Below are 15,365 nucleotides of genomic sequence, written 5' to 3' on the forward strand. Positions count from 1 at the left end.
TTTGGAGAATTTAACGATTTTCACCCCTACTTATAATAGAGCATATTGTCTTACAAATTGTTATGAGAGTTTAAAACGTCAAACATGTAAGAATTTTATTTGGTTAATAATAGATGATGGATCTAGTGATAACACAAAAGAATTGGTGGATAGCTGGATTGCTGAAAAATATATAAAAATTATGTATCATTGGCAACAAAATCAAGGGATGCATGGTGCTCATAATACAGCATACGAAATGATTGATACGGAGTTAAATATTTGTATTGATTCTGATGATTATATGCCAGACGATGCTGTAGAAAAAATCCTTTCTTTTTGGAGTAGATATGGGAATGATGAAGTTAGTGGGATAATTGGATTGGATTTGTATACAAATGGGCAAATAATTGGCTCAAAGTTACCAGAAAACCTTAAATATTCCACGTTGTTTAATCTTTACAACAAACATGGTGTCACAGGTGATAAAAAATTGGTCTATCGCACAGAATTGACTAAGAAATATCCATACCCAATTTTTAAAAATGAAAAATATGTTGGGTTAGCATATAAATATTATATGTTAGATCAGCAGTATGAGATGTTACTGATGAACGAACCTCTTTGCTATGTTGAATACATGCCTGACGGTTCATCAATGAATATGCTAAATCAATATCGTAAAAATCCAAGAGGTTTTGCTTTTTATCGTAAGGAACTTATGAAATTACCATTTACTAATCGAGTATTCAAGTATAGGCAAGCTGTACATTATGTATCTAGTAGTTTTATAGCGAAAAATAAAAGATTTATGCAAGAGTCGCCATGCAAAGGTCTTACGATTTGCGCATTGCCATTTGGAGTTATTCTTTATAGTTACATTACAATGAAAACAAGAATGGAAGTAAATATATAGGGATTTACTTAGTAAGTAAATGAGAGGACATAATAATGACTATACTTTGGATGAATCTTTTTATCGTATTCATACTCGCATTTTTTGCAAGGTATTTTGCTATACCTGTAACTAATAATTTTACATTGATAAAGCCAAATAGATTATTGGTTTTAATGGCGGCTCTATCACTTGTATTGGTAGCGGGACTTCGGAATAATATTGGGGATACTTATTTTTATATGCATGCATATAAAATAACGGAGTTTAATTGGGAGTATGTTCAAACTAACAAAGACATGGGCTTTAATATTTTTCAAATGGTTTTGAAAAAATATGCGGATGATCCTCAAGTAATGGTTTTTACTACAGCATTGATAACAAATGTACTCATTGTAGCAACACTATATAAATATTCAAGACTAATTGAATTAAGTTTATATGTTTATATGACGTCGGGTATGTATTTAACATCAATGAATGGGATTAGGCAATATTTAGCCGCTGCAATTATTTTTGCTGCCACAAAATATATTTTTGAAGGAAAATGGAAAAAATATATGGCAATTGTATTATGCGCATCAACATTTCATGCAAGTGCATTAGTTCTTATGCCAATCTACTTTTTTGTAAGAAAAAAAGCCTGGTCAGGAACGACATATTTGCTTCTTTTTTTAGCAGTATGTGTAGTTATAGGTTTTAATCAGTTTTCGGAAGTTTTATTTTCGGCAATTGGAAATACTCAATATGGTCAATATAAGGAATTTCATGAAGGTGGTGCCAATATACTTAGGGTTGCTGTGAGTATAGTGCCAATTATACTGGCTTACCTTGGGAAAGATAAAATGAGGGCGTTATTCCCTGAAAGTGATTATATTGTAAATATGTCTATATTAGGTCTTGTTTTTATGATTATTTCAACACAAAATTGGATATTTGCTAGATTCTCCATATATTTTGGATTGTATCAGTTAATATTAATTTCTTGGGTTGTGAAGTCATTTACAGATAAAGATCAAAAGTTGATTTATTATGCAGTTCTAGTGTGCTATTTTATTTATTTTGTATATGAACATGTAATTACTCTGGGAATTATCTATAAGAGCAACCTACTTTGATAATAAAGTGCAAGATGCTGGGAGAGGATTGTTAAATGGGGATAGATTCTAAGCTTAGACCTAAAAATAAAAAGAAGGTTTTACACATTGTCAGCGCTCTGAATCGCGGGGGAGCTGAAACGTTACTAATGAATATATATAGGAAAATAGATAAGAGGCAGCTTCAGTTTGATTTTGTATCTCATCGAAATGAGAAAAATGATTATGAAGATGAAATAATGGCGTTAGGTGGGAGAATATATAAGGTACCTAGTTTAGGACAAATAGGACCTTTTTCCTATGTTAAAGAACTTGTGAAAATTATGTCGGATAATCAATATGAAGTTGTACATGCACATACGGATTATCAAGGTGGTTTCGTTGCTGTAGCGGCAAAAATAGCTGGTATAAAAAAGAGGATTTGTCATTCGCATAGTAATAATTGGCCACAAGACTCTGGAATAAAAGCAAGAGTTATCCTAAAGGTTTTGCAATCTATTATTAAATATGCTGGAACTAATTATTGTGCGTGCAGCGTTGAAGCAGCACGTTTTTTATTTGGCGAAAGGATGCTTCATAGTGAGAGGATAGAACTAATTAAAAACGGTATAGATATTAATCAATTTACTGATATAGACGCTGGGAGTAGTGTCAGCGTAAGAAGGGAACTTAATATACCGAATGCAACAAAATTAATAGGACATATAGGAAGTTTTTCAGAGTCAAAGAATCATATTTTTATCCTAAAAGTTTTAAAGCAAATTTTAAAACGAGATTCAAATTTTGTTGCTATTTTAGTAGGAGATGGCCCGTTAAGGGTTTCTATTGAATTAAAAGCAAAGCAATTAGGGATTTTTGAAAATATTAGATTTTTGGGGGTTAGGAAGGATATTCCACGACTCATGAAGAGTTTTGATGTTTTTATTTTTCCTTCTTTGTTTGAGGGGTTTGGTATTGTAACTTTAGAAGCGCAATCTGCAGGTGTACCATGTGTTGTAGCAGATACGCTACCTAATAATACTGATATGGGGTTAGGGATAATGTCATTTGTTGACTTAGATGAAGAAATTGAAATATGGTGTAAAGAAATTTATAAAGCCTTGTTAAAAGAAAGACCTGACAGGGAATTCATAATTAACAATATATCGAAATTAGGCTTTGATATTAACGATAACATCTACGAGTGGCTATCGTTATATGGAATTGTGCGCAAGGAAGAAATAGGATAATCTAATTTATTTTCATTTTATATGTCTGATGTATAAGGAGATTTGTTGAGCGTAACAGCAAAATACAAATATAAAATGAGGAAGAGAAATCAATAATAGATTTTGTGAGGTATCCTATAATGAAAAAGAAAAGAATATTAATTACATCTTTTGATATGGAAATTGGTGGAGTAGAAAGAAGTTTGATTGGTTTATTAAATACAATTGATTACAGTAAGTATGATATAGATTTAATGTTATTTAAACATGAAGGTGGATTTTTCTCTTTACTACCTAAAGAGCCGAATTTATTAGAGGAATTGCAACAATATACTACTTTTAGAAAATCAATTAAGCAGATATTACAAGAAGGGCATTACTCAATTGGGATTACTAGGATAATAGGGAGAATTATGGGCGTTATGCATGGGCGATATGTAAATAGTAAAGAACCTGGATACTTCGTCATTCAATATGGATGGAGAATATCTCTTCCATTTCTTCCAAAGTTGAGAGAAGAGTACGATGTTGCGATAAGTTTTTTATGGCCGCATTATTTTATAGGGGATAAAGTTCGAGCGAAAAGAAAAATTGGGTGGATTCATACTGATTATTCGAACATACAACTTAACAAAGAAATGGAATGTAAAATGTGGAGGGAAATGGATGATATTGTGGCGGTTTCCGAAAGTTGTAGAGATACATTCCTGAATAGTCTGCCTTATATTAATAAAAAGGTGCAAGTGATAGAAAATATAATAGATTCTGAATTTGTTCGCGAACAATCTAATGAAGGAGATATTACTCAGGAAATACCAATAAATAGAGAGCGAATCAAGTTAGTTACTGTTGCTAGACTTTCTCATGCTAAGGGAATTGATGACGCTATATATGCGCTTAGAAAACTATTAGATCAAGGGTATGATATCGAGTGGTACATAGTTGGATATGGGCCTCAAGAAGCGGAACTTAAATTGTTGATAGATAAATTAGGACTTCAAGATGAATTTGTTTTACTAGGTAAGAAGATTAATCCGTACCCGTACATAAAAGCATGTGATATTTATGTACAACCTTCTAGATACGAAGGGAAGGCAGTAACAGTTCGGGAAGCGCAAATTCTTAAGAAACCAGTATTAATAACTAATTTTTCAACTGCCAAAAGTCAGCTGGAGAACGGGGTAGATGGATATATTTGTCCAATGGGTATAAAGGGAATTGTCGAAGGAATAAAAAAAATGATTGATGATGTTGAATTCAGAAGTGAAATTGTTAATAATGTAAGCCAAAAAAATTATGGTAATGAAATAGAAGTGGAAAAGATATATAGGTTAATTGAATTAGAATAGATTAAGTTATAAAACTAAAAAATCTTTTACTATTTATAAAAGATACTTGGGGGAATTATTTTTATGGAGAATGTTTTAGTATTAGATACATCGGTAGGTTCTCTTAACAAGGGTGACGATATAATAATGAAGTGTGTAAAGCATCATCTTTCTGATATAACTAAAAATGCATATGTTTTAACATTACCTACTCATGTTTCACCTTTTCATTGGTACCAAGTAGCGAGAAAATCAAATAGGATAAAGATTTATAGTGATGCGAAATATAAGTTTGTAGGTGGTTCGAATTTGCTAGCAATGGATATGTTTACGCACTTTCCGCAGTGGAATATTAATATATTTAATTATGGTCCTTTAAAGGGGAGTATTCTGGTTGGAGTTGGTGCAGGAAAAGGGAATAAAATAAATCCCTATACAAAAATGTTATATAGAAAAGTTTTATCACATGAATATATACATAGCGTTAGAGATGAAAGAACAAAAAAAATTTTAGAAGAAATGGGCTTTAAAGCTCTAAATACTGGTTGTGCAACTTTGTGGTCTTTTACGCATGATTTTTGTAGGGGAATTCCAAGTGGAAAATCGGAATCGGTTGTTTTTACACTAACCCATCATTCTAAAAATCGTGAAAAAGATCAATTATTGATAGATACACTTAACAAAAGTTATGAAAATGTCTATTTTTGGATACAAGACGCTGATGATTTTGAATATTTAAAAACTTTAGAGGGTATACAGGACATAAAAATTATACCTCCTACTATAGAGGCGTATGAAAAAATCCTAAATACAGCCGTCGATTATATTGGAACACGTTTACATGGCGGCATATTTGCTATGCGTCATAAAAAACGTGCAATAATTATCTCCATAGATGAAAGAGCTAAGGGGATGGGCGAAACGTATAATTTAAATCTGATTGATAGGGAAGATTTAAATAATCTTGAAAAAATGATAAATTCAGAGTTTATCACGGATGTTCAAGTGAATTTTGATGTAGTAAATCAATGGTTAAAACAGTTCTCTAATTAATAAATGTACTTTGATAAAAATGGCGATTTATTAGGAGGCTCAAATGAATAGTATAATTCTCGATAAAATTGTCGTAAGAAATAATAGAGTTGATTATTCTTTTAGTATTAAGGGGGATTTACAAAAGTATTTTAAGACAAGTAATCATATGTTTCTTGAATATAACTATGATGTATCTGATATCCCTTTAAGTATTTTGGCTATTCCGTTTGTTGCAAATGTAGTTCCTCTTGTATGGATTACTAATTCAACAATAGTAATAAATGAACTAGATAAATCTTTTTATATTTGTTTAAATAATATAAAAAATGCATATCAAAACATGTTTCCTGGTGTGAAATTTAAAGGATCCGTGGATGTAGGAGAAATTATTGATAATGTTTACATTCCGGAATTTGAAGCGGCATCTTTATTTAGTGGGGGATTAGATGCACTTACTACATTTATAAGAATAAAAGATAAAAACCCCTTGCTAGTTACTGAATATGGATGGCATGAAAATGAAATAGAGGGTAGTAAAGTATGGGAGGCAGATAAAGAAAATGCCATAAATTTTGTAAAGGATAATGGACTAGAAAATATTTTTATACAATCCAACTATGGGACCTTTATAATTGCAGGGAACATTGACCATGATTTTAGAGAAAAGTTAAACGATACATGGTGGCATGGATTGCATCATGGTCTAGCAATAATATCTGCAGCTATTCCAATAGCTTTTAAACTTAAGATAAAATGTATATACATTGCAAGCTCTAATTCTCCATTATATCAAGTTACTTGTGCATCTGATCCAACTGTGGATAATGAAATAAAATATGCATCTGGAACAGTATTTCATGATGGATACGAACTTACTAGGCAAGAAAAGATTAAAGTTGTTGTGGACCATTATTCAGCTAGTAAAGAACCTGTTAATATCAGGGTATGTTTTAAAAATGAAGAAAATTGTTGTAAATGTGAAAAATGTTTAAGAACAATTATGGGAATTATTGCTGAAGGGAGAGATCCTCGTGAATATGGTTTTAATATTCCAAGTAATCTTTATCAGTACGTTAAAACTTCTTTAAATAGTGAGGTGAAGTTTTTTACTAATACATTCATTGAAATGTATTGGAATTTAATCCAAGTGCGAATGAAACAAAATTGTGATTGTATTACAGATAAAAATTTACTAAATTGGTTTCTAGATTATGATTTCAAGGCGCAACGAAGAAAAGCGTTATTAAAATACAGGATAACAAAGTTTTTCCCTATTTTAAAGAGGAAGATTAGTGCCAAATTTAGTAGAGTGGGTACGCAAAACAACTAAAATATAGAAGGTATTACGATGAGAATACAAAATTCCTTAAAAAATATTTTATTCGGTTTGTCTGGACAAATAATTAGTATTGGCATGGGATTTGTTGTTCGAACTGTTTTTATTTATACACTCGGTATAGAATATTTAGGTGTGGATGGGCTTTTTACAAGTATACTATTGATGTTTTCCCTAGCTAATTTAGGCTTTGATACAGCTATAATTTATAGTTTATATAGGCCATTAGCTGAGAAGGATATCTATAAAATACAGGCATTAATGAATTTATATCAAAAAGCATACAGATTAATAGGAGTAGTAGTTTTATTATTAGGGTTATCTCTATTACCATTTCTTGATTATTTAGTGAATGCAGATACTATGATTAAAGACATTAACATTATCTATCTTTTATTTTTAATAAGTTCGGTGTCCTCATATTATTTTGTATATAAGCAATCTATTATTATTGCTGATCAAAGTAACTATATCATTTCTAAAATACACACTTTGTTCATAATTATATCTAACGCATTACAAATTGTTTTATTAATAATTATTAGTGATTACATTGTAGTACTGATAGTTCAATTAACATTGAAAGTAATTGAGAATGTATATATTGCAAATAAGGCAAATAAATTATATCCATTTTTAAAAGAAAAAAATAATGCGAAATTATCTAAGGCAGACAGACGAGAGTTTTTTGAGAATTTGTATTCCTTGTTACTATATAAAATTAGTGGTGTAGTAATTAATGCAACAGATAATATAATTATATCGAAATTCATTGGAATTATTTGGGTTGGTGTGTATTCAAATTATTTGTTGATCTTAAATACATTAAATACCTTATTAGGCTATTTGTTTTATTCTATCACTGCTAGTGTTGGAAATTTGAATGTGAAAGAAAATGCAGAAAAAAAATATTTTATTTTTCGTGTAATTAACTTTTTTAATTTTTGGATATATGGATTTTGTACAGTTTGCCTTTGGAATTTGATAAATCCATTTATAACACTCTGGTTAGGTGAGGAATATGTGTTTAATAAGTATGTATTATTTTTCATATTACTTAATTTTTTCACTTCAGGAATGCAAAATACAACTACAATTTTTAGAGAAACCACAGGTTTATTTAAAAAAGGGAAGTATAGACCTATCATAGCGGCAATTATAAATATTGTAGTTTCTATAATTCTCGCGAAACAAATAGGAATAGCAGGAGTGCTTTTAGGGACTGTTATTAGTAGATTATGTACTTACTTTTGGTATGATCCTTATATTATATTTAAAATGATTTTTAAAAAATCTGTAAAAGTATATTTTATTAGATATATTTTGTTTGTAGTGCTTGTATTATTTTCTGTTATAGCAACGGATTTTATTGGTTATATTTTTCACATAAATATATTTATGGACATGGTAATACGTAGTATTTTGTGCCTGATTATTCCGAATTGGATCTTTTGGATGGTATTTAAAGAGGCGGAAGAGTATAGATATTTCCTTAATTTAACCCGAATATTAATAAAAAAAATAAAGTCGAAAATATTAACTCGGAAAGTTTCGAATGATAATTATCCATAAATTATTATTTTATTTTTTCCATATCACAGTAAAGAATGTTTTATTTACGGAAGAGATTTTAGGTTGTTCTGAAAATAATAGTAGGGGAGTTATGTATAAAGAGCATAGTGTCTTTTTAATAAAATTGTAAGTTTAAATAGTATAAATAAAATGGTATTGAAATAAAAACAGCTAGTAAGAATAGATCTATTTAGGAAGGAGAAAGGAATTGTGAAAAGACTTTCTAAATAATGGATCTCTAAAAACAATAAAAAGTGATGTTACTTCTCTTATATCCAATCAATTTACCTTATGAAACATAAGATGTAGAAAAGCAAAAAAGAGGTGTGAATTGATGTGGAGAAGAAGGGATAATCTTGGGAATTTGAATGATTTAGATTTGGTGTCCAAGCCTCCTTTTCATAATGACATTTTAACTTATGATAGTACGCAATTAAAATGGATTCCAAAATCATTTGAAGCTACAAATTCTACAAGTATATATGTATTAGAATTAGATAGATGGGATGTTAAGAATGATGGGACTGATGCTATCAATACTTCCAAAGGTATTAATAATGCTTTAGTTTGGGCGGCTCAACAAGGTTATACGGAAGTTGTGTTACCTAGAGGAATATATTTGATTGATAAACAAACACCCATCGAACCACCAAGTCATTTAACTTTGAATCTAAACGGTTCAACATTAAAAATGGAAACAAATAATTTGACTGGATATGCAATTATAAGTTTTCGTAGAAATCAAGTATATTCTAGGATAACAAATGGTATTATCCAAGGAGATAGATATACACATGATTATTCTAGTGGGGGAACACATGAGGCAGGGTACGGCATTGAATTGGGGAGTTTTACTCCACCTGCTGATGGGGGGAACAATACACGGTTTGTATCTTTAGATAATCTAGATATTTTAGATTGTACAGGAGATGCCATTACACTGAACAGTACTTTTGGGCAGATTTCACCTTTTCCTACAGCATTAGCAAGTTCATTTGAACAGGGAGCAATTAATACAACAGATGGTTCATTAGTAAGTAGTACAACAAAGATACGTTCCAATTTGCAAATTGATATGACCCAAGTGGCTATTGTAAAGTATGGTTACTTTGGATTATATGGAAATGGATTTGGAGCATTGGGTTCTGAAATAAAATGCGATTATTATGATGTCATTTTTTACACTTCAAATAATATATTTTTATCTTCAAAAACCAATGTACAATTCTTTGATGAAGTAGAAGTCCCTAATGGAGCAAGTTATGCTAAAATTGTTTTGCATCAAGGGAATGTTCCTGCTCCTGCAAATTGTTTAATAAATGTTCGGGTGCCTTCTTTTTCACAATATACTTATATAGAAAAATGTAATTTACATGATTGCCGTAGACAAGGGATTAGTGTATGTGGGGCAAAGAATGTATATATTCGAGATAATGATATTCATCACATCGCAGGTACCAATCCACAAAGTGGACTAGATATTGAAGATGGATATGATTTAAATCAATATATATACATTGAAAGAAATAATTTTCATGATAATAAAAATTATAATATTATTGTTGTAAATGGGAAATTTATCTATATATCGAATAATTCTATTATGAATACCATTTCAAATGCTTATGTTGGGCTATCTATTAATGGTGGTGCAGATAGGGTAATCGTAACAGGGAATAATATCCGATTAACCAAGGTCTCTTTGTTAGGAGATGTTATTTTTTCCAATAATTATGTATACGGAGCGCAAGTAAATGTTCAAGGTGTATATGTAAATCGACCTATTAATATATTAGATAATATTTTTTCTAATAGTAAAATGATTATTGATACCCCCTTTCCATATGCGGTTAAAGTTGATTCCTGTCGCTTTATAAACGATGCAGATAAACTAAATTCCTTGTCATCATTGTATCAGTGGACATTAGAGATGAAAAATGAGCCGCAAACTATCTCAAATTGTATATTTGAAGGACAAGACGTTTTGTATTTAAATTATGTACCAGTAGGAACAGTTAAATCAGGATGGATATTTGAAAATATTATATTTAATAATGTTAAAAACCCAACCTTAGTTGCAGGGACATATACAAATTGCTTTTTTAAGGACGTAACCTTTTTGGGGATAACAAGTACAGGAAGCACTTTAGAATTAAAAGATTGCAAGTTCTTTAGTATAGATAGAAATAACACGTTATTTACAGTGAATAACCTCAAAGCATTCAAGATGATGGATTGTCATATAGAAAAACCAAATGGTACGGTCTTGAATATTCAAAATGTATCTGATGAAATAGTGTTAAGGGGAAATACTATAAAAATTACAAATGATACTCTTCAGAGAGCTATTATTGTTTTGGATGCAGCGTTTACTGGTAAGCAAGTGATAATTCAAAATAATATTATAAATTCCACAAATTTGATGCAAGTTGGGATAGATAATAGAACAACGAGTATTACACCCCTAGTAGTAATTCAAAACAACGTGTTGAATAATGCGAAAATTACAATTACAGGGAGGGAATTTCTGCAAGGGAATATAGTTAATGGTGTAATAGATCCAAATTAATGCATGGTGATAATTAAATTTGAATAGTTTCAAAAAATTATGAGAAATGAAGTAGAGTGGCTCTTAATAAATATGTCCATAAGGTATTATATAATGGTACATGGAAGGATTTTGTCCAATGTAATTATTCGAAATAGTCTAATTCCTAATAGATAATAGGTTTATTGACTTTTAGTTACTACTATAGAATAGAGAAAAGCTATTATGTTTTTTATAAACATAATAGCTTTTTATTATTAAGTTAACTGCATACTAAAAAATAGTGTGTAGGAGAATTTTTAAATAATAAATGGATTTTTTAATATACTACTAAGCGTTGTTTATAAAACTGTGTTTGTGAATATATTTTTTGAGATTTTTACAGTGTGTAATAGTCTCTTGGATAAGCATTTGAAAAAATATATTTTGCACCTATGTGTATTGCTTTCTTCTACTTATTAAGTTTTAAAGCTGTGTACTATAGAAAATGTTTGCAGGTGATAAGTAAAGAGAAATTGAATACAATTCTTTAATTACAACTTAAGAATACTTGATTTCAATCCGTAATGAATACTTTGTAGATTATTTAACTTTGGAAAAGCATTTGTAATAATTTAAGATGGGGGAATGATTGGTAATGAAGAGACTGTTTGATATCTTTATTTCTTTATTATTATTAATTTGCTTTTTTTTCGTTATTCTTTTAGTAGCAATTATAGTTAAAACTCAGATAGGATCACCCATTTTATTTAGACAACAACGTCCAGGGTTACATGGAAAACCTTTTTATCTTTATAAATTTCGTACGATGACCAATGAGCGAGATAGTAATGGGGAGCTGTTACAAGATCACGCTAGATTAACTAAAGTTGGAAAATTTCTTAGAAAATATAGTTTAGACGAATTACCACAATTAATAAATGTGCTAAAAGGTCAATTAAGTTTGGTGGGCCCCCGCCCATTATTAATAGAATATATGCCTTTATATTCGAAAGAGCAAGCTAAAAGGCATAATGTAAGACCCGGAATCACTGGATGGGCTCAAGTTAATGGAAGAAATAGTATCTCATGGGATGAGAAATTTAAATTAGATGTATGGTATGTTGAGAATCAAAGTTTTCTTTTAGATTTGAAAATTTTATATCTAACTTTTAGTAAGGTTTTAAAGTCGGAAGGGATAACAAATAATAAGCATGTGACTATGCCAGTTTTTAAGGGGGGAATCGAGCATGGGGGGGAATAAAATGAATATTTTGTTTACTAGCTCTGGTAGGAGGGTCACCTTAATTAAAAAATTTAAGGAAGTACTTAAACAAGAAGGAATCAAAGGAAAAATCTTTACTGCAGACTTAAAAGAAACTGCTCCCACCATTTACTTTAGCGATAAGCATTTTATTGTTCCGCGTGTAAATGAAGAGGGATATATAAATGAATTATTAAAAATATGTAAATCTGAAATGATAAATCTAATAATTCCGTTAATTGATACAGAATTAACCCTTATGGCTAATAATTCGAAGGTTTTCGAAGGTATTGGTGTAAAAGTATTAGTTTCTAGTATGGAATTAAATAAGATTGCTAATAACAAAAAATACACATATAACTTTTTTGCATCTAATAATATACTAACACCTAGAGTATATAGTGATGAAGAGATTGGAAGAAAAGAATATCAATTTCCACTATTAATTAAACCTTATGATGGCAGTTCTAGTAAAGGTGTAACAAAAATAATGAATGAAAAGGAATTGGAATTTTTTAAGGATTATATACCTAACGCTATGATACAAGAGTACGTTTCAGGAGAAGAATACACTATAGATGTCATGGTAGATTTCTGTGGGAATATAAAAACAATCGTTCCTAGATTGCGTATAGAGACACGAGCAGGTGAGGTAAGTAAAGGTATGACCAAGAAGGATTTTGATATCATCCAAGCAGCAGAAACTGTAATAAAAGCTCTTCCTAATCCTATTGGGTGTATTACTTTACAATGTTTTAAAAAGGAGGATGGACAAATTACGTTTATTGAAATAAACCCTCGTTTTGGAGGAGGAATACCACTATCAATAGAAGCAGGAGCGAATTTTCCACTTTGGACAATTAAAATGTGTCAGGGGGAAGTCTTTATAGATAAGGACTTTAATTGGAGAGAAAATTTAACAATGCTTAGATATGATGAAGCGGTTTTTATGGAGAGTATTTAAGATGATGATTAAAGCAATTGTTTTTGATATGGATGATACTTTATATAAAGAGAAAGATTATGTTGTAAGTGGTTTTAAAGCAGTGGATGATTGGATTAAAGAGAAGTATAAGAAAACCGGATTTTATAATATTGCAATTCAATTATTCGATTCGGGGGAAAGAAGGTTCGTGTTTAATGAAACACTAGAAAAGTTAAACATTCCTTACGATGAAAAATTGATTAGTAATTTGATAGAACAGTATAGGTTTCATAAACCAGATATTCAATTGTTGGATGAAGCAGATTGGGTACTAAATAATTTAGTTAATACCGTTAAAATAGGACTTATTTCAGACGGATATTTAGTTGCCCAAGAAAAGAAAATTAATGCATTAAAGTTAAAAGAGAGATTTCATTCGATAATTCTCACTGATGAGCTGGGAAAAGAATATTGGAAGCCGAGCCAAATTCCTTATGAAAAAATAAGTAAGGAACTACAGGTGCCTCATCAGCAATGTGTCTATATAGGAGATAATTTAAGTAAGGATTTTATAACAGCCAAGAAATTGAAATGGTTAACGATCCATATTAATAGAGAAGGTGGAATTCACCATAATCTTATAGTTGAGCAAGCTTATAAAGCACATTATACAATTGATAATTTAAGGAGATTATCTGATATATCTGTATTAAAGCATATGTTTTTAGATACATAGTATTTAAATATGTATAAAGGATGTGTTTACATGCACACAGTTCAGCATAAAAAGCGAATTTACCTTTCCTCTCCGCACATGAGTAGGAATGAACAAAAATATATTCAAAATGCATTTGATACAAACTGGATTGCCCCTCTTGGCCCAAATGTTGATGGATTTGAAAGAGAACTTGCATCTTTTGTAGGAGTGAAAGGTGGGGCTGCAGTTAGTTCAGGTACGGCTGCTATTCATTTAGCTTTGCGATTATTAGATGTCCAAAAGGGAGATACAGTGTTTTGTTCAAGTTTTACTTTTGTAGCGAGTGCGAATCCGATTGTTTATTTGGGAGCTGAACCAGTATTTATTGACTCAGAACCGGAAACATGGAATATGTCACCGAATGCATTGGCACATGCATTGTATGAAGCTAATAAAGTGGGGAAATTACCAAAGGCTATCATTCTTGTTCATTTATATGGTCAGAGTGCTAAACTAGATGAAATTCTTTCACTTTGTAATCAATATAATGTTCCTATAGTTGAGGATGCAGCAGAATCTCTTGGATCTACATATAAAGGAAAAGCAAGCGGTACATTTGGGAGGTTTGGGGTTTATTCATTTAACGGAAATAAAATCATTACAACTTCAGGTGGTGGAATGCTAGTTTCTAATGATGTAGAAGCATTAGAAAGAGCGAGGTTTTTAGCGACACAAGCAAAGGATCCAGCTCCACATTATGAGCATAGTGAGATAGGATATAATTATCGAATGAGTAATATTTTAGCTGGTATTGGTAGAGGACAATTAGAAGTGTTAGAAGATAGGGTGAGAGCTAGAAGATTTATATATAAACGGTATTATGAAGCGCTATCTCACATGCCAGGATTTTATTTTATGCCTGAATTAGAAAATACTCGCTCTAATCGTTGGCTTACTACATTGACAATTGATGAAAAGGAATCCGGGATCTCTATTGGGAAATTGTTGAGAACTTTAGCAGAAGAGAATATTGAAGCGCGTCCTATGTGGAAGCCACTTCATATGCAGTCGCTCTTTAAAGAGAAGAAGTATTATCCGCATAGTAAAAATGAAGATGTGTCGCATTCCTTATTTCAAAGTGGAATTTGTTTGCCTTCAGGATCTAATATGTTAGCTGAAGATCAACAAAGGGTAATTCAAAGCATTTTAAAAGCAGTAGAATGGAAGAATTAAAAGAAAAGTAAGTAAAATTGGAATTAGATTTGTATATGTAGCACTATTTGTTCTTTATAGTGAATTCCAAAGGGGATTGTTTGGGAACATTCAGTTTCAATTGATATAAAAAAGAGATGATTATAGGTTTTAAATATTTATATCTTAGTCTGTAAGTAAATTAAAGCATGTAATTCAGAAAGTAATAAAACAAATAACTTTGTTCGTTAAAAAGAATGATAAAGGGGTATGTTTAACGAATTTAATATATAAATAGTATTTGTAGTGAC

At 30.6% G+C, this 15,365-nt stretch carries 12 protein-coding genes; all 12 read left to right on the forward strand.

The annotated features are described in order from the left end of the window. Nucleotide 1 precedes the first annotated feature (1 nt). The 12 genes from AC0IXC_RS26025 (at nucleotide 2) to AC0IXC_RS26080 (ending at nucleotide 15,096) form a co-directional block, all read left to right on the forward strand. The gene (locus AC0IXC_RS26025; RefSeq protein ID WP_002128603.1) at nucleotides 2-895 is read left to right on the forward strand and encodes a glycosyltransferase family 2 protein; all 894 of its coding nucleotides are present in this window, start codon (nucleotides 2-4) and stop codon (nucleotides 893-895) included. Between the two features lie 35 nt (nucleotides 896-930). Next, entirely contained in the window at nucleotides 931-1,992 is a 1,062-nt protein-coding gene (locus AC0IXC_RS26030) for an EpsG family protein (protein ID WP_215590081.1), read from the forward strand. A 35-nt stretch (nucleotides 1,993-2,027) separates the two neighbouring features. Beyond that, on the forward strand, nucleotides 2,028-3,200 hold the full coding sequence (locus AC0IXC_RS26035) for a glycosyltransferase family 1 protein (RefSeq protein WP_471653556.1): 1,173 nt from the start codon (nucleotides 2,028-2,030) through the stop codon (nucleotides 3,198-3,200). A 119-nt stretch (nucleotides 3,201-3,319) separates the two neighbouring features. Continuing rightward, nucleotides 3,320-4,528: a glycosyltransferase gene (locus AC0IXC_RS26040; protein WP_061674188.1), complete on the forward strand. Its 1,209-nt coding sequence runs from the start codon at nucleotides 3,320-3,322 to the stop codon at nucleotides 4,526-4,528. Between the two features lie 63 nt (nucleotides 4,529-4,591). Further along, nucleotides 4,592-5,560 carry a polysaccharide pyruvyl transferase family protein gene (locus AC0IXC_RS26045; RefSeq protein ID WP_471653557.1) on the forward strand — a complete coding sequence of 323 codons (969 nt, stop codon included), beginning with the start codon at nucleotides 4,592-4,594 and terminating at the stop codon, nucleotides 5,558-5,560. A 43-nt stretch (nucleotides 5,561-5,603) separates the two neighbouring features. Then, nucleotides 5,604-6,872 carry a hypothetical protein gene (locus tag AC0IXC_RS26050; RefSeq protein ID WP_002128600.1) on the forward strand — a complete coding sequence of 423 codons (1,269 nt, stop codon included), beginning with the start codon at nucleotides 5,604-5,606 and terminating at the stop codon, nucleotides 6,870-6,872. Between the two features lie 18 nt (nucleotides 6,873-6,890). Continuing rightward, nucleotides 6,891-8,450: a lipopolysaccharide biosynthesis protein gene (locus tag AC0IXC_RS26055; protein ID WP_215590077.1), complete on the forward strand. Its 1,560-nt coding sequence runs from the start codon at nucleotides 6,891-6,893 to the stop codon at nucleotides 8,448-8,450. Nucleotides 8,451-8,784: 334 nt separating this feature from the next. Next, nucleotides 8,785-11,019 (forward strand): right-handed parallel beta-helix repeat-containing protein, encoded by a 2,235-nt coding sequence (locus tag AC0IXC_RS26060; protein WP_063219770.1) that lies wholly within the window; start codon nucleotides 8,785-8,787, stop codon nucleotides 11,017-11,019. Between the two features lie 616 nt (nucleotides 11,020-11,635). Further along, a complete protein-coding gene (locus tag AC0IXC_RS26065; RefSeq protein WP_085312159.1) occupies nucleotides 11,636-12,241 on the forward strand; it encodes a sugar transferase in 606 nt (201 codons plus the stop codon). Beyond that, the gene (locus AC0IXC_RS26070) at nucleotides 12,228-13,205 is read left to right on the forward strand and encodes an ATP-grasp domain-containing protein (RefSeq protein ID WP_215590076.1); all 978 of its coding nucleotides are present in this window, start codon (nucleotides 12,228-12,230) and stop codon (nucleotides 13,203-13,205) included. Before AC0IXC_RS26065 ends, AC0IXC_RS26070 begins: the two co-directional genes overlap by 14 nt. 1 nt (nucleotide 13,206) lies before the next feature. Then, entirely contained in the window at nucleotides 13,207-13,902 is a 696-nt protein-coding gene (locus tag AC0IXC_RS26075) for an HAD family hydrolase (protein WP_002165242.1), read from the forward strand. 30 nt (nucleotides 13,903-13,932) lie between these two features. Beyond that, on the forward strand, nucleotides 13,933-15,096 hold the full coding sequence (locus tag AC0IXC_RS26080) for an aminotransferase class I/II-fold pyridoxal phosphate-dependent enzyme (RefSeq protein ID WP_215590075.1): 1,164 nt from the start codon (nucleotides 13,933-13,935) through the stop codon (nucleotides 15,094-15,096). The last annotated feature ends 269 nt before the right edge of the window (nucleotides 15,097-15,365 follow it).

This window comes from Bacillus sp. AC266, from assembly GCF_979253805.1.

Excerpts from the sequence above, each read along its gene's own strand:
- AC0IXC_RS26030 (WP_215590081.1), top strand. The coding sequence starts at position 931 with ATGACTATACTTTGGATGAATCTTTTTATCGTATTCATACTCGCATTT.
- AC0IXC_RS26080 (WP_215590075.1), top strand. The coding sequence starts at position 13,933 with ATGCACACAGTTCAGCATAAAAAGCGAATTTACCTTTCCTCTCCGCAC.
- AC0IXC_RS26070 (WP_215590076.1), top strand. The coding sequence starts at position 12,228 with ATGGGGGGGAATAAAATGAATATTTTGTTTACTAGCTCTGGTAGGAGG.
- AC0IXC_RS26055 (WP_215590077.1), top strand. The coding sequence starts at position 6,891 with ATGAGAATACAAAATTCCTTAAAAAATATTTTATTCGGTTTGTCTGGA.
- AC0IXC_RS26040 (WP_061674188.1), top strand. The coding sequence starts at position 3,320 with ATGAAAAAGAAAAGAATATTAATTACATCTTTTGATATGGAAATTGGT.
- AC0IXC_RS26060 (WP_063219770.1), top strand. The coding sequence starts at position 8,785 with ATGTGGAGAAGAAGGGATAATCTTGGGAATTTGAATGATTTAGATTTG.
- AC0IXC_RS26050 (WP_002128600.1), top strand. The coding sequence starts at position 5,604 with ATGAATAGTATAATTCTCGATAAAATTGTCGTAAGAAATAATAGAGTT.
- AC0IXC_RS26035 (WP_471653556.1), top strand. The coding sequence starts at position 2,028 with ATGGGGATAGATTCTAAGCTTAGACCTAAAAATAAAAAGAAGGTTTTA.
- AC0IXC_RS26045 (WP_471653557.1), top strand. The coding sequence starts at position 4,592 with ATGGAGAATGTTTTAGTATTAGATACATCGGTAGGTTCTCTTAACAAG.
- AC0IXC_RS26065 (WP_085312159.1), top strand. The coding sequence starts at position 11,636 with ATGAAGAGACTGTTTGATATCTTTATTTCTTTATTATTATTAATTTGC.
- AC0IXC_RS26075 (WP_002165242.1), top strand. The coding sequence starts at position 13,207 with ATGATGATTAAAGCAATTGTTTTTGATATGGATGATACTTTATATAAA.